Source organism: Nonomuraea sp. NPDC001831 (assembly GCF_042892035.1).
GTDB lineage: Bacteria > Actinomycetota > Actinomycetes > Streptosporangiales > Streptosporangiaceae > Nonomuraea.
Map to the genome: position 1 here is coordinate 407693 of NZ_JBIATU010000003.1, position 20259 is coordinate 427951.

Here is a 20259-nt window from a genome sequence, read left to right on the forward strand (position 1 = left end):
GGGCAGGCTTCCGCCACGTCGTGGCGGGGGGAGGACAGGACGGTCAGTGAGCGGTGAGGATGGCGTCCTCGATGCCGGCGATGTGCGCGGCCGCCCTGATGCGGGCACGGTAGCTGTCACCGGCGGTCAGGGCCTCGTAGATCGCCTGATGTTCGGTGAGGGTCAGGTGCAGGTCGGACTCGCCGGTCATCCCGCACCAGGCGTGGGGCCGGAGCGTCTTGCCCGACATGGTCTCGACGATGGTGGCCAGGACGGGGTTGCCCGACGCACGGGCGATGACTCCGTGGAAGGACTCGCCGTTCTTGCGCAGTCGCGCGCGGTCGGCCGGCTGGGCGGCGACGAGTTCGGTGGCCTCGGCCTGGAGCGCGGCCAGCTCGCCGAGCGCGTCCCTGTCGATGTGCAGCGCCGCCATGGCGGTCACCTCCGGCTCCAGCAGCCGGCGCACCTCCAGGAAGTGCCGGATCGTACTGTCCTGGTGCAGGTCGACGACCATGCTCATGGTGCCGAGCAGCAGCTCAGGGTCCAGACTTGTCACGTACGTGCCGTCGCCGCGCCGGGTGTGCAGCACACGCATCATGGTGAGTGCGCGAACCGCCTCCCGCAGCGAGTTCCTCGACAGGCCGAGCCGGGCGGCCAGCTCCTTCTCAGCCGGTAGACGGTCACCAGGCTGAAGCTCGCCGGTGATGATCATCTGACGGATTCTGTCCACGGCATTGTCCGTGAGCGTCACTGGGCTCCCTTCTTGCGCGCCTCCCATCTTGACGGATCGCCTGCGCCGTCGCCGCGAGTGATCGTCGAGTTGTTACCTACGTCGCGAGAACTTCGTCAAATCGACCCGATGTTTGCGGGTAGCAGCACCGTATGCTCGGCGACAAGATGGTGTCAATAAGCCCATGTTTAACGTATTCGCAACAGACCCCGCCTGATCTGGCGGGGCTTTCGTGCCTATTTATTGCGATTCTCTGCTGCGGGCGGAGCCCAAACATCGGGTTAATCCCAGCCTGGAAGCAGGTTCACCCCTCCGGTCGGACGGTCGCACCGGGAGCCTGCCCGTCCGTGGACGGCCGGGCCGTGCGGTGGGCGGGGCGGCGGACGCGGAGCCTGGCGAGGGCGATGAGCAGCATCGCGACCGAGCACCAGGCGGCCCAGTCGCCCAGGCCGGCGTAGACGGTCGAGGCGCCCTGCTCCGGCAGCGTCGCGAACACCGTGGTGACGCCGGGCTTGCCGCTGCGGCCTTCGGCCAGCACCCGTCCCCGGGTGTCGCTCACCGTGAGAAGGCCCTGGCGGGCCGCGCGCGCCACCGACAACCCGCTCTCCACCCCGCGGACCAGCGCCATGCGGCTGTGCAGCCAGGCGTCGTCGTCGAAGTCCCAGGCGGGGGCGAGCAGCGTCGTCGCGCCGGCCTGGCGGTACTGCCGCACCAGCCAGGGGAAGTCGAGGTCCTTGCAGACGATCAGGCCCGTCGTGGTCCGGCCGAGCAGGGTCAGCGTGCTTCCGGGCGTGAACTCCGGCTCCAGCCCGGGGATCATGTGGTGCTTGTCGTAGCGGGCCCCGGACGGGTAGGCCAGCGCGCTGTTGGTCCACGTCGCGCCGGCGCCGAGCGCGACGCCGGCGACGACCGCCGCTCCCGGCCCGGCCAGCGGCAGGCGGGCGGTGGCCGTCTCGAACGTCTTCTCCGGCAGCAGCACGATCTCGGCACCGCGGGCGGCGGCCGCGTCGACGGCCCGGCGGTAGCGCCGGAGCAGGTCGCGCCCCTGCGGGGAGTCCAGGTCCACGGTGTCGCGCGGGTTGTCGGTGGAGATCAGCGCGACCTCGCGGCGCTGCCCGCCGTCCTGCCCGCCGTCCTGGCCGCCGTCGGCGCCGAGCCGGGCGAAGCCGTACGCCAGGGCCGGCGCCACCAACGCGCCCGCGGTCACCGCGACGGAGAGCCGGCGGGTCGCGCCCGGCGCGAGCAGCGCGGCCAGCGCGGCGGGCACGAGCAGCAGCAGGAAGGTGATCCCCCAGACGCCGGCGACGGAGGCGGTCTGCAGGACGGGCAGCACGTCGGCCTGCGTATAGGCCAGGCTCCACCAGGCGCCGTGCGGCCCGGCCACCGCCATCAGGTACTCGACGCCGACCCACGACGCCGGTACGGCGAGCACGGCCGACAGCGGCCGCCGCCTGGCCAGCAGCGCACGGTGCAGCAGCACGCCGAGGCCGTACAGCAGAGCCGGTCCGGCGAGCAGGCCGGCCGCCACGGGGACGGGCGTCTCCAGCGTCCCGGTGAAGTACGGCCACCACTGCAGCTGCCCGCCCAGCCAGGCGAGGGCGCCCGCGGCGAAGGCCCAGCCTCCCCCCACCCGGGGAGCGGCGAGCAGCACGGGCAAGGGGGCGAGCCAGGTCAGCCAGGCCACGGGGTGCGGGCCGGTGCCGAAGTGCAGCAGGACAGCCGAGGCGAGGGCCGCGGCGAGCGCGATCGGGACACGTTTCATGACGACGATGCTGCTGGCGGCCACCCTGGTGGCGCGTCAGTCGTGAGTGTGATCTCCGATGTCACTCTCACCGGCGACCACGAGGCCGCATTCGTAGGCGAACACCGCCGCCTGCACCCGGTCCCGCAGGTCCAGCTTGGTCAGGACGCGGCTGACGTGCGTCTTGACCGTGTGCTCGGTGACCACGAGCGCGGCGGCGATCTCGGCGTTGGACAGTCCGCGGGCGACCAGCCGGAGCGTTTCGCGCTCCCGCTCGGTGAGCGCCGCCAGCCGTCCCGCCAGCCGCGGCATCGGGCCGTGGGCCGGCCGTCTGACCAGGCTCTCCAGCAGCCTGCGGGTGGCGGCGGGCGCCAGCAACGCCTCACCGGCGGCCACGGTGCGCACCGCGTGCGCCAGCTCGTCGCGGCGGATGTCCTTGAGCAGGAAGCCGCTGGCGCCCGCGCGGACGGCGTCGTAGACGTACTCGTCCAGGTCGAACATGGTCAGGACGAGCACCTTGGCGGCGGTGGTCGCGCAGATCTCCCTGGTGGCCTCGATGCCGTTCCTGCCCGGCATCCGCACGTCCATCAGGACCACGTCCGGACGCAGCCGCCCGGCCAGCGCGATCGCCTCGTCGCCGTCCGCCGCCTCGCCGACCACCAGCATGTCCGGCTGGGCGCCGAGGATCAGGCCGAACCCGGCGCGGAAGAGATCCTGGTCGTCGGCGATGAGCACGCGCAGCATGCGCGCTATTCAAGCGGAAAGGCGGCTCTGACGAGGAATCCGCCGTCCTGTCCCGGTCCCGCGGTGAGCGTGCCGCCGTACGCGGTCGCGCGTTCGCGCATGCCGATCAGGCCGTAGCCGCCGCCGTCGGGACGTGACCCGCCGCCGTCGTCGGCGATCTCGACGAGCAGTTCGCGCGCGGTCCAGCGCAGGTGCAGCCGCACGTCGCGCACCCCGGCGTGTTTGCGCACGTTGGTGAGGGCTTCCTGGACGATCCGGTAGACGGCGGCTTCCAGGCTGCCCGATGTCCGCCGCCGCTCGCCCTCCACGGTGATGGCCACGTCCAGGCCGCTGCGTGCGGCCAGTGAGGCGAGTCCGTCCAGGCTCGGCTGGGCGGGCCCGAGGCCCTCCCCCGCCGGAACGGCGGACGCGCGCAGCGCGGTGAGCAGGCCGCGCAGCTCGGTGAGCGCTCCCCTGCCGGTGTCGGCGATCGCGTCGAAGACCGCCTCGGCCCTGGGCGCGTCGCTCCGTACGACCACGGGCCCCGCCTCGGCCTGGACGACCATCAGCCCGACGGCGTGCGTGATGATGTCGTGCATGTCACGCGCGATCCGCGCCCGTTCCTCCGCCGCCGCGGCGATGTGCTCCTGTTCCCGGCGGCGGGCCCGTTCGGCCAGTTCCGCGGTGCGCGACCGGCTCGCGCGGGCGCTGGTGCCGAGCGCGTAGGCGGCCACGAAGGCGGTGCCCATCAGGCGGAAGATCTCGCTGTCCTCCCCGGGCAGCGCCAGGGAGACGCCGACGATGACGGCGACCGCCGGGATCGCGGCCAGGCGCTTCCATCTGGGGCTGACGTCGGCGATGGTGTAGACGGCGACCAGGGGGCCGAACGGCAGGAACGGCTTCTCCCAGAAGACCATGACGGTCATCGCCGCGCCGACCAACAGCGCCACGGCCATGGGCGCGCGCCTGCGCCAGTAGACGGGCGCGGAGGCGAGCGCGCCCAGCCCGACGATCCACCACGCCTTCGGATCGGGCACCAGCAGCGGGCCGAGGGTGGCCGCGGTGGTGAGCGCCGCGATCGCGGCGTCGCCCCTCGGACCGGAGAACCCGGCGGTACGAAGCGTCCGGGCCCCGCGGGCGCGCCCCTCGGAAGGTGTTGCTGCTGACATGCGGAGACTCCTTGAGAGACGCGATCAGCACCGTGCTCGCCCGGCCGGCGGTCCGTTTCTCGGGGGCGGGCGGGTCAGCCGCGTCTGGTGCGCCAGCGGGAGGTGCGGAAGCCGTCGGAGCGCTCCAGGAGGTAGGTCAGCCTGGCGGCCGTCTGGCGTACGCCGTCGTCGTGGCGGTGTCGTTTGTCGGGGGCGAGGCGGGAGCGCAGGTCGAGGATGTGGGCCAGTTCGCCGGCGACCTCGGACACCAGCCGGTAGCGGATGCCGAAGGAGTGCAGGTCGCCGTGCACGTCGTCGACCAGGTCCTCGTCCACGTGCCGCTGCAGCGGTTTGAGCTTGGTGAGCAGTCGGGCGTCCATGCCGGCCACGGGCGCCCTGCGGCGGGCGTCGTCGGCCGGCACCGCCACCAGGGCGCGGATCCGTACGAATGCCAGCGCCCGCTCGGCGTCAGAGGTGGAGGGGTGTTCGGCGAGGTCCAGCAGGCGCCGCAGGGTCTCCTGCGTTTTGTCGTCGAACATGAGGACAAGTCTATGCACTCCGGCTCAGGAGCTCTGCTCTGTCCGGACGGCCCGGCGGAGGCCGTCGGCGATGGATCCGCGGTCCCGCCGGCCGGGCCGAGGCGGTCAGCCTGCGCGCCAGGCCGGCGGCGCCGGCGTTCGCCTTGAACCGGGGCGACGTGTTACTTCAGCACGTCCGCGGCGACAGGCGACTGGTTGCCCTGCGCGTCGACCGCGACGACCTCCGCGCGGTACCGCGCGCCGTCGCGCTGGACCGGGACCGGGATGTCCATGGAGGCGGCGGCGGGCACCACGTCGAAGCGGTTGGCGACCTTGGTGTTGAGCACCTCGGCCCCGTTGTCGGCGCGGGTGACGCGCACCTTGTAGTGGTACACCAGCTCGTCGTCCGCGGCCTGTTCAATGCGCAGCGCGAGCCGGCCGTCCTTGCCGGCCTGGGCCGTCAGCGGGTGCGGCGACGTCCAGGACGGGGCCGTGCGGTTGCGGTTGGCGTCGGTGTAGGTGAAGTTCTGCACGACCTGGGCGTCGTCGCCGGCCGTCCTGATCTCCCAGGACCTGCCGGCCAGCGTGCCGTCGCTCTGGAACGGGGGCTTCCAGTTCGCCGACCACTTGCCGCCGGTGTAGATGTCGTGGAGGTCGGCGTTGAGGTTGACGCGGTTGACGACGGTGCGGCCCCGGTAGACCTCGACGGCCAGCCCCTGGGCGGTGGGGGTCTCGAAGCGATTGGCCAGCTGCCCTTCGGCGTCGAGCATCTGGTATCCGTGGTCGATCTCGATGTAGGACGAGCTGCCGTCGTTGACCGCGGTGAAGTTCTTCTGGTGGATCGAGCGCGGGTCGTTCACGTTCAGATGCGAATGGCCCGAGAAGTAGACGGCGCGCGGGAACTTCGACAGATCCTCGGTGAGGCGCGGGTTGCTGGTCTGCTGGCCGTCCATCACGGTTCCCGGCGCCGGCCGGTGCCCCTGGACGATGATCGGCAGGTCGCGGTAGGCGGGGTCCGCGGAGATCTGCCCGAGTTGTTCACGCAGCCAGGTGGCCTGGGCCGCGGAGTAGTTCTCGGTGTTGACCGTGATCACCGGGACGCCCTTGACGTCCGTGCGGTAGTAGCCGCCGCCGGCGTCGGGGAACCACTCCTTGGGGTAGCCCGCACGGAGCTCGGCCAGGGTCGCGTCGTGGTTTCCGTACGACATGAACACCTGGGTGGCGTTCATGCCCTTGCGCGCGAGGTTCTCCTTGAAGATGCGGGCGGTCAACTGGTGGTCCTTGCCGCGCCCGTCCCAGTTGTCGTTGATCATGTCGCCGTTGGAGAGGATGGCGTCCGGGGTGCCCGTGACCGCCGCGATGGTGTCGAAGTAGGACGACCAGCGGTCGCGGTCGGCCTCGTAGCTCCCGATGTGCACGTCCGAGACGATCATCATGCGGGCGATCGGCTGCTCTCCCTGGCGAATGAGGTACCCCTCGGACTTGACGGCGCCGGCCTGGTTGCCCTTGAAGGCGCGGGCCGTCAGGTTCGTGTCCTCGGTGATGCGGATGGGCTTGCCGGCGAAGGTCGGGCTGCTCTTCGTGGGAATGCTGCCGTCGGTGGTGTAGCGGATCGTCTCGCCCTGCCCGGCCCGCAGCTCGACGGACACCGCCTGCTCGAAACGACCGCCCTCGACGCTGAACGCCGGGGCCTGCGGCGTCCCGCCCGGGACGGCCGACGCGCTCTGTGCCAGCGGGAAGAGCCCCAGACCGATGCCGACCGAGACTGCTGCGAGGTGGCGCCAGGCAGCCGGTTCCCGGCGGACGGTGAAGTCGGCATGTCGCATGTGGTGCTCCCCGATCTTGTCGCGGCGCGCTCGGCGCCGGGACACGTGCTTCAAAAGTGAACGACTAGAACCTGGAGCACCAAGGTGTACGGAAACGGCGACCTGCATGAAGTCCGCACGACCTGCAAGGTAAGAAGTGAGCATCCCGCCCGCCGAGGACTCCGTCCGCGCACTCCCCGCGCCGGGCGACGCGGTCGAGGCGTCCCGCACGTCCTTCCTGGTCGGGAGCGGTTCCCGTGCGGTAACTCGGTGCCTTTCAAGTGCCGTCTTCCGCGGCCTCCGCACGGTGACGCACGATGCCCTGGTCACCGAAGACGGATCAAGCCAGAAGGAGTGCCGTCGATGACCACGTCATTCGCCGAGATCGAGAGCGAGTTCAACGCCTACGTCGGTGCCATCCGGTACGCCACCATGGTCACCGTCGACGCCAAGAACCGTCCCCGCACCCGCATCCTCATCCCCGTCTGGGAGACCGTGGACGGGCGGCCGCGCGGGTGGCTGGCCACCTACCGGACGCCGGTCAAGGCGGCCCACCTCGCGGGCAATCCGCACACCTCCTTCTCCTACTGGAAGCCCGGCAACAGCTCGGTCGCCATCGAGGCCACCGCTGCCTGGGTCGACGACCTGGCGACCAAGCGCCGGGTCTGGGACCTCTACCGGGCGACCAGCCCGCGCGGGGCCGGTTACGACCTCGGGGCCTTCTGGCGGTCGCCCGACGACCCCGCGCTGCACGTCCTGCGCCTCGAACCCTGGCGCGTCCAGGTGATCCGCGGCACCGATCTCCGCAGCCGCATCTGGACGCCTCCGGAATGACGCAGCCGCGGGCGGGGCGTCCGGCACGGTCAGCCGTCACGACGGATGGGCGAACCGGGCGACGGGCCTCAGCGCGGGTCCGCGGCGTGGGCGAAGGCCGCGGACCGGTCCCGGAGCAGGGCGGCGAGCTCGGGAGAGTCGACCACCTCGAAGGGCCATCGCACCCAGAGCAGGCCGCCGGCGAGCGCCTCGAGGCGGACGTCGGCGATGCGCCAGTGTGTCGCCGCCCGGCCGGTGGCGGTGGTCGTCGGGGCGAAGTCCGTGGCGAAGCCGCCCATGTACGCCTGCACCTGCTCGATCGGCGCGTGGATGAGGATCGTCGCCGTGTGCCGGCGGGGCGGGGCGCCGAGCCGGCTGGTGACGAACGCGACCGGGTCGCCCCCCGGGACCTCCTCCGGCTCGAAGCGCACGCCCGTCGCCGACGCCGCCGTGATCCGGTCGACGCGCAGCACCCGCCAGCCGCGGTCGAGGTCGCGGCAGACGAGGAACCACCGGGTCTGCCGGGGCACCAGGGCGGCGGGCTCGACGTGGCACGGGGACTCCCGTCCTGAGCCTGCGCCCTCGGTGCTCATCACGCGCAGCCGGACCCGCTCGGCGTCCCGGCAGGCCAGCGCCAGGACCGCCAGCACGCCGGCGTTCAGCGGCGCCGGGTAGGCGCCGGCCACGGCGTTCGGCGTGCCGCCGAAGGCGACCGAGGAGCGCAGCGCCCGCACCCGCCGGCGCACCGCAGGGGGCATCACCTGCTCCATCTTGGCCAGGGCGGTGAGCGCGACCTCGCCGCCGCCGGCGGCGCCGCTGGCGGCCGACGAGGCCAGGGCGGCGGCCACGGCGAGCGCCTCGTCCGGGCTGAACACCAGCGGCGGCAGGTCGCTGCCCGTGGACAGCCGGTAGCCGCCGTCGGGGCCGCGGCGCGCCTCGACGTGGTAGCCGAGGCGGCGCAGCCGCTCGACGTCCCGCCGGAGGGTGCGGCCGTCGACGCCGAGGCGGTCGGCGAGCTCGCCGCCGCTCCAGGACCGGCGGGCCTGCAGCAGCTCCAGCAGGCGCAGCGCCCGCCCGGTCGTGGTCTGGTCCGGCATACTCCCCGAGCCTAGTAGAAGTGGACAGAAAATGACCTAAAAGCTCCCTAGGTTGGAGTTCGGGCCGGACGGACCGGCACCGCATTTCCCTGAGGTGAGTCACCTTGAGCATCCTTGTCACCGGCGCGACCGGCGCCGTCGGCCGTCATCTCGTCACGACCCTGCTCGCCCGCGGCGCCGCCGTGCGCGCGCTGACCCGCAAGCCCGACGACGCGGGCCTGCCGGCCGGGGTCGAGGTGGTGGCCGGCGACCTGGCCGACGCCACCACGCTCGGGCCGGAGGTGTTCGCCGGCGTCGATCGTGCCTTCGTCTTCCCCGCCGAGGGCGTCGAGGCGTTCGTCGCCGCGGCCACCGCCCGCGGCGTCCACCGGTTCACCGTGTTGTCCTCCCTCGCCGCGGCGAAGGAGTTCCCGCGCGACCACGGGTCGGCCAGCCAGCGCCACCACACGGCGGTCGAGTCCGCCGTGACCTCACGTGCCGGCGCCTGGACGATCCTGCGTCCCGGCACCTTCGCCGGCAACCTGCTCTCCTGGGCCTGGCAGATCCGCTCCGGCGCACCGATCCGGGCGCCCTACCTCGCCTCGGCGCAGGCCCCGATCCACGAGTACGACATCGCCGAGGCCGCCGCCGAGACCCTGCTCTCCGACGATCACCTGGAGACGGCGATCCCGCTCACCGGCCCGCAGGCCCTGACCCGCGCCGAGCAGGTGGCGATCATCGGCGAGACCCTGGGCGTGGAGATCCCGCTGGTGGAGATCACACCGGCGGAGTTCCGTGCCGAGACCGGGCGGTTCATCCCCGAGCCCGTGATGAAGATGCTGCTCGACTACTGGCACGACACCCTGACCGTCCCCGACGTCCCGCGTCCGGTCACCGCGGTGACCGGACGGCCGGGCCGCACGCTCGCGGAGTGGGTCGCCGACCACCGCGCGGACTTCACGGCCGGCTGACCCTCACGCCGGCGGTGCGGGATCGTCGAAGATCATGGTGTGGCCGAGCGGCCAGCCGGGGTCGCCGGTGCGGGCGAAGCGCACCCAGGCGGCGTGCATCGCGTCGGCCAGCGCCTGCGGCGCGCCCGGTCCCGCCGTGCGCTCGACGCCTGGCGCGTCCAGCACGTCGAAGACGAAGGGCAGGTCGAGGTTGTGCACCGCGCCCACGCGTCCGCCGCCGGCCGGGCTCTCGACCGGCGACTCCCACCGGAACTCGTAGCCGTAGGCGGGCCTGGCCTCGCGGATCCAGCGTGTCTCGCGGGTGAACAGGTGCCGGGTGACGGCCCGGCCGACCCGTTCGGCCGGGGTGAGCCCGGGTTCGTCCACCTGGACGCCGAGGTGGTCGAGCGCCGCCCGCGCGGCGGCCTCGTCGAGCCCGGCGGCCATGCCCCGGACGAACACGTCGGCCTCCTGGGACGTGCAGCCGACCAGCAGCGGAAGGTCCCCGCCCGCGCCCGCGCGCAGGGCGTCCAGCGGGACGGCCGGGATCAGGTCGCCGTCCACGACCGGCTTGACCGGCACCGAGTCGTTCAGCCCGCCGGAGCCGCCGGTCAGCGGCGGCGGTTGTGCGGCGACGAGCGCCTCGGGGGGCAGCGCGGCGAAGGACGCCCTGGTCGGGGCGATCCCGAGGCGGGCGGCGAGCGCCCTGGCGTGGTCGCGGGCCTCCTGCTCGGCGGCGACCAGGGTGGCCGAGCCGCTCATCACGATCGCGCGCCGGAACAGCCCTTCGGCGCGGGGCATGGTGAGCAGGGTCGCGACGGCCGCGGCGCCCGCCGACTGCCCGGCGATGGTCACGTTGCCGGGGTCGCCGCCGAAGGCCGCGATGTTGTCGCGCACCCACTCCAGCGCGGCCAGCCAGTCGAGCACGCCCCGGTTGAGCGGGGCGTCGTCCAGGGCGAGGAAGCCCTCGAAGCCGAGCCGGTAGTTGACGGCCACGCACACCACGCCGTCGCGGGCGAAGCGGTGGCCCTGGTGCCAGGCCGCCCCGTTGCCGCCGATGGAGAACGCGCCGCCGTGGATCCAGACCAGGACGGGCAGCCCCGGCTCGCCGGTCCCGGGGGTGCGCACGTCGAGGTTGAGGCAGTCCTCGCCGGTCCGGAAGACGTCGGGCGCGTACAGGCCGATGTCCGCGCCGGCCGCCTGCGGGGCGGCGGCGCCGCGCGTGACGGCGGGCCGCACGCCGTCCCACGGCGGCGGCGGGACTGGCGCGCCGAAGCGGTGCTCGCCGAAGGGCGGGGCGGCGTACGGCACGCCGAGGAAGGCGCGCCCGCCCTCCTCGGCCCTGCCCTCGACCAGCCCGGACGTAGTACGGACGATCATGCGCGACGCCATCCGGCCGTCCCTTCGACGATTCTGACGGCCGCCCGGGTGAGCGGTTCCAGGCCGTCCTCGTAGACCTTGTCGAGGGTGTCGGCCGAGTCGAACAGGTACATGGGGGCCGACAGGAAGTGCACCAGCGGCACCCCCTCAGGGTGGAAGAAGGCCCCGTCGGTGGGCGGCATCGGGGAGAAGGCGTCCGGCGGCAGCACGAACGAGCGCCTGAGGTCCTCCGCGACGAGGGCCGCCGCCACCAGGCTCTCCAGCTCCGGCTTCCGGGTGGTGAACCACCAGCCGGGTTCGGGGTCGCCGGTGGGGACCAGCTCGCCGTCCACGGCCACGCACCGCCGGGCGGCGTGCTCCAGGTGGAGCTGGAGCACGACGTCGCCGAGCAGGGCGCGGTGCTCCTCGATGAAGGCCCGGGTGCCGGCGGCGTGCGCCATGTGCCCGGCGGTCAGCAGGAAGAGCAGGTTGTGCGGCCGGTCCCGCTCGGGCACGCCCGCCCAGTACCGGGCGGCGGCCAGCACCAGCGCGATCCCCGAGGCGTCCTCGACGGCCGAGGCCCAGGGCGCGTCGTGGTGCGAGCCGATGATCACCCACTGGCCGGAGCGGCCGGGGAGCGTGCCGATCACGTTGTGCGAGACGGCGGGGCCGGTCTCCGACTCGACGGTGAGCGTGCCCGTGCAGGGGCCCGCGTCGACCAGGTCGAGCACCCGCCGCGAGTCGCCGCCCGACAACCAGACGGCCGGCAGGTCACGGTGCACGGCGTCGTAGGGCACGTAGTAGTCGCGGGTCTCCCACGGCACCCCGGTCAGCGCGCCGGCGAACGCGGCGGCGCCGCCGTCGACCACGCCCTGGAGCACGTCGAGGTGGTCGAGCTGGAACGGCAGCGTCTGGACCAGGTCGTCGAAGACGCCCTCGGGGTCGTGCACGGCCGTCGCCAGGTCCCTGACGTAGGACTGCGGCAGCTCGGTGAAGGCGTACTCGGGCACGACGATCGCGCCCGGCACGACCTCGCGGCTGACCGGCGCGGTCACGGTCGCCTTCGGCGTGGTGTACGGCAACGCGGACGCCGCCACCCGGACGACCCGCGACGGGTCGGCGTCCAGGCGCACCACCAGGGACGCCGTCACCGGCCGCCAGACGGGCAGCTCGACCGGCGCGAGCCGGACGTCGCGCAGCCCGAACTCGGCGAAGCGCTCGGCGGCCCACGCGGCGGTCCAGTCGTCGGCCGGGTAGCCGGGACGCCGGATGCCGCGCGCGGTGACCGTCTCGATCCACTCCATCATCCGGGCGGCGCCGGGGATCAGGTCCGGGATCATCGTTTCAGCCCTCCGAAGGTGAGCCCCGCCACGTAGTAGCGCTGCAGCGCGACCATCAGGACGAACGGCGGCACGGCGGTGACCAGCGCCGCGGTGGTGGTCAGGTGGTAGGTGACGCCGACCTCGCTCTGGAAGTTGGCCAGCCCCACGGGCAGCGGCCACAGCTCCTGCTCGTTGGCCACGATCAGCGGCCACAGCAGGTTGTCCCACTGCGCCAGGAAGTGCACGAGGAACAGGGTGATGAGCGCGGGCCGCAGCAGCGGCACGGCGATCCGCGCGAAGATGCGGAACTCCCCCGCGCCGTCGACCCGCGCGGCCAGCAGCAGCTCCTTCGGGATGCCGAGGGCGAACTGGCGCACCAGGAAGACGCCGAACGCGCTGATCATGCCCGGCACCATCATGCCCTGGAACGTGTTGACCCAGCCGAGCTCCTTCACGATGAGGAAGACCGGGATGACCATGACCATCGGGGTGAGCGCGAGCGTGCCCACCACCAGCGCGAACAGGACGCGGCGGCCGGGGAAGGACAGGTGGGCCATCGCGTGCCCGGCGGCGGCCGAGAAGAGCATGTCCAGGACGCCGGTGCCGACGCACAGGATCAGGCTGTTGCGCAGGTACGTGGGCAGGTTGCCGGCGCCGAACAGCACCCCGATGTTCTCGGGCAGGTGGAAGCCGTTGAAGACCAGCCCGCGCAGGTCGGTGTCGTCCGGCGCCGAGGCGACGACGACCATGGCGTAGACCGGCAGCAGCATGAACCCGACCGCGACGATCAGCCAGACGGCGCGCAGCACCCTCATTCGTCGCCGCCCTTCAGGAACGCGAACTGCACCGCCGAGACGATCACCATGGCGACCAGCAGCACCATGCCCATGGCGGCGGCGTAGCCCATGTGCTCGTAGGGGAAGGCGTTGGCCCAGATGTAGTACGGCAGCACCTGCGTGGCGTCGGCGGGCCCGCCCCCGGTGAGCAGGAAGGCGGGCACGAACGCCTGCATCGAGCCGGCGACCGAGATGACCAGGACGAACAGCAACGTCCTGCGCAGCAGCGGGAGCGTGATGCGGGTGAACGTGGTGACCGGTCCCGAGCCGTCGATGGCGGCGGCCTCGTACACCTCGCCGGGCAGTGCCTGCAGGCCGGCGGTCAGGATGATCACGAACAGCCCCATGCTCTTCCAGACGACCATCACGACCAGGGCCCAGATGGCCAGGCCGGAGCTGGTCAGCCAGGACTGCGGGGGGATCCCGGCCAGGCCGAGGAGGGTGTTGGCCAGGCCGCGGTCGGAGTAGATGATCACCCAGACCATGGACGTGGCGGCCAGCGGCATCACGGCCGGGATCATGACGAGCGCCCTGAGCCAGCGGTTGAGCCGTCCCGGCCTGCTCAGCGGCACGGCCACCAGCAGGGCCAGCAGGATCGTCGGGACGACCGTGCAGACCGTGTAGACGACGGTGATCCACGCCGAGTTGAGGAAGCCGGGGTCGGCGAACATGCGCTCGTAGTTGGCCAGGCCGATCCAGTTGGGCGTGCCGGCCATCTCGTAGTCGGTGAAGCTGAGATAGATCGCCGACAGGAACGGGACCAGCCAGAACACCACGAAGAAGACGGCCACCGGAAGGGTCAGCGCCACGCCCGCCGCGGCCTGCGGCCGGACCCTGACCCCGCCGAGCAGCCCGCCGGGCCGGGCGCCGAGCACGCTCACAGGATCGGTCGCACGGTGGCGTCGAAGGTCGCCGCGGCCTGGGCCGGGGTCGCCTTGCCGTGGGCGACGGAGTCCACGGCGCCGGACGCGGCCTTGGCCAGTTCGAGCGCGCCGGGGATGATCGGGCCGAAGTCGACGTGCGGCAGGCTGGCGGCGACGATCTCCATGATCTCGGACTTGCCGCGCGGCCCGGCCTCGCGCCAGCCCTTGGTCGGGATGATGATGCCGTTGTCGAGGTTGGCGGCCACCGACGGGGCGCCCTGGAGGTAGTTGACCAGGTGCCAGGCGGTGAACTGGTTGGGCGAGTCCTTGGCCACGCCCCAGCCCCACGTGTAGGCGGGGACGACGGACGGCCCGCCGTCCCAGGTGGGCATGGGGGCGACGCCGTACTGCTTGCCGAAGGTGAGCTTGTCCTTGCCCAGCTTCTCCAGCGCGGGGCCGAGGAAGGCGCCGCTGACGACCATGGCCGCCTGGCCGGAGTAGAACAGGCCGAGCGCGCCCAGCGGGTTGGAGAGCTTGGGGTTGCCGATGCGCGACATGTACGTCAGGGCGGCGATGCCCTGCTCGGTGGCCAGCGACGCCTTGCCGCCGCCCGCCGCGACCAGCTCGCCGCCCTTGCCGCGGACGAGGGCGGTCAGCGTCATGAGGGCCCACTGCGGATCGCCGTAGAGCCACTGCAGGCCGACCCGCGCCCGGTCGGGCGAGGTCAGCCTGGCGCTGTACTCGGCGACCTCCTCCCAGGTCGCCGGGGGCTTGTCGGGGTCGAGCCCGGCCTGCTCGAACCGGTCCTTGCGGTAGTAGAGCAGGCAGGGGTTGAAGTCGATGGGCACGCCGTAGGGCACGTCCTGGTAGGTGAGCGGGGCGGTCGTGCCCGGCTCGTAGTTCGCCAGGGGCAGGGCCTTGGTGTCGACGGGGGCGAGCCGCTGCTTCTTGGCGTGGGCGGGGAAGCTCCAGTGGCCGATCTTGAAGACGTCGGGCGGGGCGCCGCCGCTGAAGGCGGTCAGCAGCTTGGCGTCGAGCTGGCCCACGGGCAGGTAGAGCAGCTTGACGTCGACCTTGAACTCGGCGATGTAGCGGTGCACGAGCTCCTGGAACTGCTGGCCGGTGTCCTGCGAGCCGTGCAGCCAGACGGTGACCTCGCCGTGCGGCCCGGCGGCCGCGGCCTGCTGCCGGGGCTGGTCCTTGCCGCATCCGGCGAGCAGGGTGAGCGCGCCGGCGGCGAGGAGCCCACGCCGCGTCAGATCCGCCATGGTGGTTCTCCTAGGTGAGGTTCTTGAGCGCCTGGTTCTGCCAGGCGGTGTTGGTGGGGAGCTCGGGGGCGCCGCCGGCGAACGCCCCGCGGGCCTGGGCGTCGGCCTGGAGCCGGTACCTCAGCCAGGCGGTCACGTAGCCGAGGAAGGCCCCGCCGGTGTTCTGGATGTCGTTGTGTCCGGCGCCCTTGAGCAGCGCCCGGCCCGCTCCGGCGGTGGCCTGGTCGTAGTAGCCCTGCACGGTCGCGGCCGAGGAGATCAGCCAGTCGTCCGCGCCGCTGAGGAAGAGCACCGGGCAGGTCAGGGCGGCGACGGAGAACTCGTCCCCGGGGCTGGCCATCCACTGCGCGGGCACGGCGATCGGCACGACGGTCTTGATCAGCCCGGCGGAGTGGTTGGCCGCGTTGACGACCCCGCCCGCGCCCTGGGAGTGGCCGACGGCGCCGACCTGGGCGGTGTCCAGCTTGCCGTGGAAGACGCTGGCGGGGTCGGCGTTCAGGCCCACGAGGTGCTGGGCGGCGGCGAGGATCTCGGCGCCGGTGCCCGTGGTGGTGTCGGTGGAGGCGACCACCGCGAAGCCCCAGGAGGCCAGGTGGTTGAGCAGCCCCGGATAGTTGTCGGGGGTGGCCCACGAGCCGTTGCCCCACGTGACGATCGGGTGGGTGACGCCGCCCGCGCCGAGGTTCGAGGGGTAGTAGAGCCGGTGGCCGCCCGAGGTGCCGGTGGCGACCGGCCACGGCCCCGTCGCCTTGTAGGCGGTCTCGATGGTGGCGGCGGCCTCGGCCGCGGTGGTCCACGACAGGAATCCGGCCGACGCGAGGCCGAGCGCCCCTGCCCGCAGCGCCTGCCGACGAGTGAAGTTCTCCATGGTCACTCCGTGGGATATTTGGAGACGTGAACGTCTCCTAAGAGAGGGAAGTACGATCGGTGAGCGATGTCAAGAGATGAACAGAAGGAAGTTCCGGCGGTCCGGCCGCTTCCGCGAGGGCGGCACGGGCTCTCCCCCGACACGGTGCGCGAGTCGCAGCGCGACCGCCTCGTGGAGGCCATGCTGCGGCTGGTGGCCAGGCGCGGCTACGCCGCCACGACCGTGCCCGACGTGATCGCCGCCGCGCGGGTCTCGCGCAACGCCTTCTACGCCCAGTTCGCCGACAAGGAGGCGTGCTTCCTCGCCGGATGCGAGCGCGACCTGCCCGAGATGATCGACTCGATCCGCGCGGCCGCGTCGGGGGCGGGCGACCGCTGGCGCACGGCGCTGCGGCTGGGCCTGGCCGCCTACCTGCGGTGGTGGCAGGAACGCCCGGAGTACGCGCAGGCGTACTTCGTGGAGTTGCCGAGGGCGGGCGAGCGGGCCGTCGAGCAGCGCGACACCGCCTACCGGCCCTTCCTGGACATGCTGGCGGCACTGGCCGCGCGGGCCAGGCTGGAGGACCCCTCGCTGCCGCCGCTGCGCGCCGCGATCCCCCGGCTGATCGTCTACGGCACCACCGAGTTCATCGCCTCGGAGGTGCGCGCGGGCCGCGCCGCCACGCTGACGTCGTCGGCGGGCGACCTGTACCACTACGCGGTCGCCCTGCTGGCCGGCCCCGATCACGGCATCGGGACCACCCCCTCCGCCTGAACCCGCCAGCCCTCGGGGAAGCAGCCCGACGCCGCCATGTGGGCGACGGCGGCCAGCAGGCCGCCGTTGCCCGGCAGGTAGAGGGGCAGCAGGCCGGGCCACTGGTGGTTGTGGCCGCTGGGCAGGTAGGTGTTCTTCGGGGCGTCCATCAGCAGGGCGTCCACGGCGGCGCCGGGCTCGCCGAGCCGGGCCGCGCACATGGCGAGCATCGGGAAGTCCCAGCCCCACGCGCTGTCCCAGTCCCAGTCGGCGAGCACGTCGTGCAGGGTGGCCCGCATGACCTCGGGGTCGATCAGCGGGGTGGGCGGCACGAACCCGAGCGCGCCGGTCATCGAGGGATGGTCGGTCCTGACCGTGTACGGCTCCACGCCGATGGCCGCGTACACGCCGTCGCGCACCAGCGGCCGGGCCAGGCCGTCCAGCACCCGCGCCCACTCCGGGTCGGGATCGAGGCCGAGCAGGCCCCGCCACCGCTGGGCCGTCGCCAGCCCCCACCACCAGTAGGCCAGCTCGAACGCGGGATCCCGCACCGACCTCCTGGACTCGTGGTAGGACTCCTGCGCCGGCACCAGCGGCGGCCCCAGGTGCCCGCCGGCCGCGAAGGAGGCCATGAACTCGGCCGTCTCGAACACCAGGTCCCGGTACTCCTCCAGCGCCCCCGGGCGGATCCGGCGGAGCAGCTCGGCGAAGTAGATCAGGTGCGGCTGCTGCCAGACGATGAAGGCGCCGATCTCGCTCGGGCTCTCCCTGCCCTCCGGCCCCACCTGCTTGGGCCAGCGGGCGCCGCGGAACCCCTGCCGCGCCGCCGTGGCCCTGGCCCGCGGCAGGATCGAGCGGTACCACGGCAGGCTCCGCTCCAGCAGCTCCGGCCGGTTCCACAGGGCGAAGTGGGCGGCGTGCCACCAGTGCATCTCCAGGTGGAACTTGCCGCTCCAGGAGTTGACGGCCAGCCCGGTCTCCTGCGGCGGGGTGGTGCCCGCGCAGTTGACCGCGGTGAGGTACTGCGAGAGCACGACCCGGCGTTCGAGCTCGGGCGCCCGGGGGTCGGCGCTGCCCTCGAAGCTGACCGCGCCGCCGCGCGTCCAGAACCGCTCCCAGTGGGCGGCGGCGGCCGCGCGGACCTGGGAGAAGGACGGCAGGCCGGCGCCGACGGGGTGCCGGGCGAACTCGACGACGAGCTCCAGCTCCTCGCCCTGGATCAGGTACACGTGGGGGGCGGGCGAGGTGAACCGGGCCGCCCCCGTCCACTCGGCGGCCACGTGGTAGCCGTCCTGGTCCAGGACGCGGGTGAAGTCGCAGCGCGAGCCGCGCCGCGTGCACGTGGTGGTGTGCCGGTCGGGGCTGTCCCAGTCGGCGGTGGTGTGCCAGCCGTCGCTGGCGTAGGGGAAGGCGATCCTGACGCCCGTGCCGCCGGTGACGCGTACGGCCAGCAGGTCGCGCTCGGGATGGCAGACCGTCTCCACCTCGTGCGGCCGGCCGCCCAGCTCGAAGGAGCTGGACAGCGTGCCGGTCCACAGGTCGAGCGTCTGCGCCGACCGGCCCAGCGGGACGTCCTCGCCCACGTCGAGGCCGATCCGGCCGAGATGCAGGCGGTGCGGGTTGACGTGCAGCCAGCCGCCCGCCTCGGTGGCCGGGTACAGGTCGGGATAGCTGACGCCGTCGTAGTCGGTGAGCGCGTCCTCCAGCACGTGGCCCTTGGGGTTGGGCATCGTGTGCCAGCCCCACTGCGCCTGCGTGCCGAGCGGCGCGAACGTCTGGAGCCCGGTGGCGTCGGCGGTGAAGGCGAACTCGCCGTTGCCGACGGTGAGCGGGCACCCGGCGCCGGCGATGTTGTGCCGGCGCACGAGCGCCCTTCGGTCTATGCTCACGCACACCCCGGCGTGCCGGCGGCGCGCTGCTGGCGCATGGTCGTCACGTCGCCCGCGACGGCCGACTGGGCCATCGGGCCGAGGTCGAGCACGACGTCGGTGAAGGCGAGCGACGCCTTGCGCATCACCGGCAGGTCGATCGCCTCGGCGCCGAACTGCGGCGAGAACAGCGTCTTGGGCGCGGCGATGGGCGCGATGACGGGCAGCAGGTGCTGGTTGTACGGCGTGCCCTCGCCGCCGAAGCTGCAGTGGTGCGGCACGGTGGCGAGGTCGGCGGCCGACAGGCCCTTGAGGATCGCGGTGCGCCGCACGTCCCAGTACTCGATGTGGCCCTTGACCAGCTCGCGCAGCGGCGTGCTCTCGCTGACGGGGACCCACAGCAGCTCGGTGAGGTTGGGGCTGGCGACGAGCTGCTTGCCCGGCAGGCCGTTCGGCCTGGCGACCGCGTCGTAGCGCTTGGCGCCGAGGTGTTCGAGCACGACGACGGAGGAGACCTTGCCCTGGTCGTACTCGGCGTCGAGCTGGGCGGCGAGCTGACCGGCGCCGCCCTCGCGGACGTCGGGGCCGGTCAGGTGCTGGTAGAGGTGGCCGGTCACGAACGCGAACTGCACGGTCCGCGGACGGCACTCCACCGGCAGCGACGACAGGTAACGGGCCATCTCGATCATGGTGAGCGGGCCGTTGTCCCACACCGGGCTCATGCCGTCGGTGTGGCTCTCCACGACGATCTTCTGGGCGCTCCCGCCGGGCAGCGTGGCGAGCAGGGTGCGGGTCGTCGTCGGCGTCCAGGCGGCGTTCACCGTCAGCGACGCCTGGACCGGCTGCCCGGCGGCCAGCGCGTCCTTGATCTGCTTGCCCTGGTCGGCGCCGACGTACGCGCCGGGCACGCCGTACGGCAGGCCCTCGTAGGGCGCGTACATGTCCTTGATCTGGGCGTGCGGGAGCTGGCTGACCTCGATCACGCCCAGCGCGCCCGCGGCGGCGGCCGCCTTGAGGTCGGCGTCGGCCGCGGCCGGGGCCTCCATCGACTCCGAGCCGAGCAGGTTGATCGTCATGCCCGGGTCGTACATGGAGTAGCCGAGGGTGGGCGGATAGAACAGCAGGTTGGGCACGCTGGTCCAGGGCAGGTCCCGGACGACGATCTTCCCGGCGGCGTTGGCGGCGGTGATGTTCGTCCCCGCGGCCAGGTGCACGAGCGGCGCCGAGACGCCGCCCGCGCCGGTGGAGGAGGAGAACGGCACGGGCGCCGCGACCTGCACGGACGTGCCGCCGACGGTCAGCCCGGTGCCCAGGTTGTCCCAGCGGTCGATGGCGTAGGGCAGGGAGGAGAGCTGGAGGCCGGGGATGGCCGCCATCTCCTCCTCCAGCCAGTCGACGTAGCCGGCGTGCGCGGCCGAGCCGGTCGGCCTGGGTCCGAACGTTCCCTGCCGGGTGGCCAGGGCGCTCAGGCGGGCCTCGGAGGCGAACGCGGCCGGGTCCACCCTGACCGGGCAGACCGTGGCGGACGCCTGGGCCAGGGCCGGTTGCGCGGGCGCGACCAGCGGGAGGAGAAGGGCGAGGAGAGCGAGTCGTCTCACGTGGGGGGTCCTTCCATCGAATCGTTTTAATGCACAGCCCGCGACCGTCCCCCGAGGCGCGG

At 72.8% G+C, this 20259-nt stretch carries 18 protein-coding genes; 3 read left to right on the forward strand and 15 right to left on the reverse strand.

Annotation, left to right across the window (positions count from 1 at the left end; all coding sequences use genetic code 11):
* Positions 1–43: 43 nt before the first annotated feature.
* The 6 genes from ACFYYW_RS12905 to ACFYYW_RS12930 all read right to left on the reverse strand — a co-directional run bounded on the left by ACFYYW_RS12905 (position 44) and on the right by ACFYYW_RS12930 (position 6665).
* Entirely contained in the window at positions 44–709 is a 666-nt protein-coding gene (locus tag ACFYYW_RS12905) for an FCD domain-containing protein (RefSeq protein ID WP_352326492.1), read from the reverse strand.
* Between the two features lie 304 nt (positions 710–1013).
* Positions 1014–2471 carry a hypothetical protein gene (locus ACFYYW_RS12910; protein ID WP_387647959.1) on the reverse strand — a complete coding sequence of 486 codons (1458 nt, stop codon included), beginning with the start codon at positions 2469–2471 and terminating at the stop codon, positions 1014–1016.
* Between the two features lie 36 nt (positions 2472–2507).
* Positions 2508–3194 carry a response regulator gene (locus ACFYYW_RS12915; protein WP_387647962.1) on the reverse strand — a complete coding sequence of 229 codons (687 nt, stop codon included), beginning with the start codon at positions 3192–3194 and terminating at the stop codon, positions 2508–2510.
* Positions 3195–3199: 5 nt separating this feature from the next.
* Complete coding sequence (locus tag ACFYYW_RS12920; RefSeq protein ID WP_387647965.1) at positions 3200–4342, reverse strand: sensor histidine kinase; 1143 nt, start codon at positions 4340–4342, stop codon at positions 3200–3202.
* 74 nt (positions 4343–4416) lie between these two features.
* Entirely contained in the window at positions 4417–4860 is a 444-nt protein-coding gene (locus ACFYYW_RS12925; protein ID WP_352326488.1) for a hypothetical protein, read from the reverse strand.
* Positions 4861–5021: 161 nt separating this feature from the next.
* Positions 5022–6665 carry a chitobiase/beta-hexosaminidase C-terminal domain-containing protein gene (locus ACFYYW_RS12930; protein ID WP_387647969.1) on the reverse strand — a complete coding sequence of 548 codons (1644 nt, stop codon included), beginning with the start codon at positions 6663–6665 and terminating at the stop codon, positions 5022–5024.
* Positions 6666–7007: 342 nt separating this feature from the next.
* Between ACFYYW_RS12930 and ACFYYW_RS12935 the strand changes: the two genes are divergently transcribed.
* Complete coding sequence (locus tag ACFYYW_RS12935; protein ID WP_387647972.1) at positions 7008–7478, forward strand: pyridoxamine 5'-phosphate oxidase family protein; 471 nt, start codon at positions 7008–7010, stop codon at positions 7476–7478.
* A 68-nt stretch (positions 7479–7546) separates the two neighbouring features.
* Here ACFYYW_RS12935 and ACFYYW_RS12940 read toward each other — a convergent pair whose 3' ends face one another.
* Positions 7547–8554: a helix-turn-helix transcriptional regulator gene (locus tag ACFYYW_RS12940; protein WP_387647975.1), complete on the reverse strand. Its 1008-nt coding sequence runs from the start codon at positions 8552–8554 to the stop codon at positions 7547–7549.
* 104 nt (positions 8555–8658) lie between these two features.
* Here ACFYYW_RS12940 and ACFYYW_RS12945 point away from each other — a divergent pair, with 104 nt between their 5' ends.
* Positions 8659–9504 (forward strand): SDR family oxidoreductase, encoded by an 846-nt coding sequence (locus ACFYYW_RS12945; RefSeq protein WP_387647978.1) that lies wholly within the window; start codon positions 8659–8661, stop codon positions 9502–9504.
* Positions 9505–9507: 3 nt separating this feature from the next.
* Here ACFYYW_RS12945 and ACFYYW_RS12950 read toward each other — a convergent pair whose 3' ends face one another.
* The 6 genes from ACFYYW_RS12950 to ACFYYW_RS12975 are packed head-to-tail and all read right to left on the reverse strand — an operon-like array spanning position 9508 to position 15999.
* Complete coding sequence (locus ACFYYW_RS12950) at positions 9508–10875, reverse strand: carboxylesterase/lipase family protein (protein WP_387647981.1); 1368 nt, start codon at positions 10873–10875, stop codon at positions 9508–9510.
* Complete coding sequence (locus tag ACFYYW_RS12955; protein WP_387647984.1) at positions 10860–12182, reverse strand: M28 family metallopeptidase; 1323 nt, start codon at positions 12180–12182, stop codon at positions 10860–10862. The genes ACFYYW_RS12950 and ACFYYW_RS12955 overlap by 16 nt, the downstream gene beginning before the upstream one ends.
* Complete coding sequence (locus tag ACFYYW_RS12960) at positions 12179–12979, reverse strand: carbohydrate ABC transporter permease (protein ID WP_387647987.1); 801 nt, start codon at positions 12977–12979, stop codon at positions 12179–12181. The genes ACFYYW_RS12955 and ACFYYW_RS12960 overlap by 4 nt, the downstream gene beginning before the upstream one ends.
* Positions 12976–13875, reverse strand: a complete 900-nt coding sequence (locus ACFYYW_RS12965) for a carbohydrate ABC transporter permease (protein ID WP_387647990.1) — start codon at positions 13873–13875, stop codon at positions 12976–12978. The genes ACFYYW_RS12960 and ACFYYW_RS12965 overlap by 4 nt, the downstream gene beginning before the upstream one ends.
* A gap of 2 nt (positions 13876–13877) precedes the next feature.
* A complete protein-coding gene (locus tag ACFYYW_RS12970; RefSeq protein WP_387647993.1) occupies positions 13878–15131 on the reverse strand; it encodes an ABC transporter substrate-binding protein in 1254 nt (417 codons plus the stop codon).
* 10 nt (positions 15132–15141) lie between these two features.
* Positions 15142–15999 (reverse strand): alpha/beta hydrolase, encoded by an 858-nt coding sequence (locus ACFYYW_RS12975; protein WP_364412023.1) that lies wholly within the window; start codon positions 15997–15999, stop codon positions 15142–15144.
* 66 nt (positions 16000–16065) lie between these two features.
* On the opposite strand from ACFYYW_RS12975, the gene ACFYYW_RS12980 reads away from it, so the two are divergent.
* The gene (locus ACFYYW_RS12980) at positions 16066–16752 is read left to right on the forward strand and encodes a TetR/AcrR family transcriptional regulator (RefSeq protein ID WP_387647996.1); all 687 of its coding nucleotides are present in this window, start codon (positions 16066–16068) and stop codon (positions 16750–16752) included.
* Here the strand turns inward: ACFYYW_RS12980 and ACFYYW_RS12985 are convergent.
* Positions 16722–18620, reverse strand: coding sequence for a hypothetical protein (locus ACFYYW_RS12985; RefSeq protein WP_387647999.1), 1899 nt, complete (start codon positions 18618–18620; stop codon positions 16722–16724). The two genes, ACFYYW_RS12980 and ACFYYW_RS12985, sit on opposite strands and share 31 nt — an antisense overlap.
* A complete protein-coding gene (locus ACFYYW_RS12990; RefSeq protein WP_387648002.1) occupies positions 18617–20197 on the reverse strand; it encodes a hypothetical protein in 1581 nt (526 codons plus the stop codon). Before ACFYYW_RS12990 ends, ACFYYW_RS12985 begins: the two co-directional genes overlap by 4 nt.
* Positions 20198–20259 lie beyond the last annotated feature (62 nt).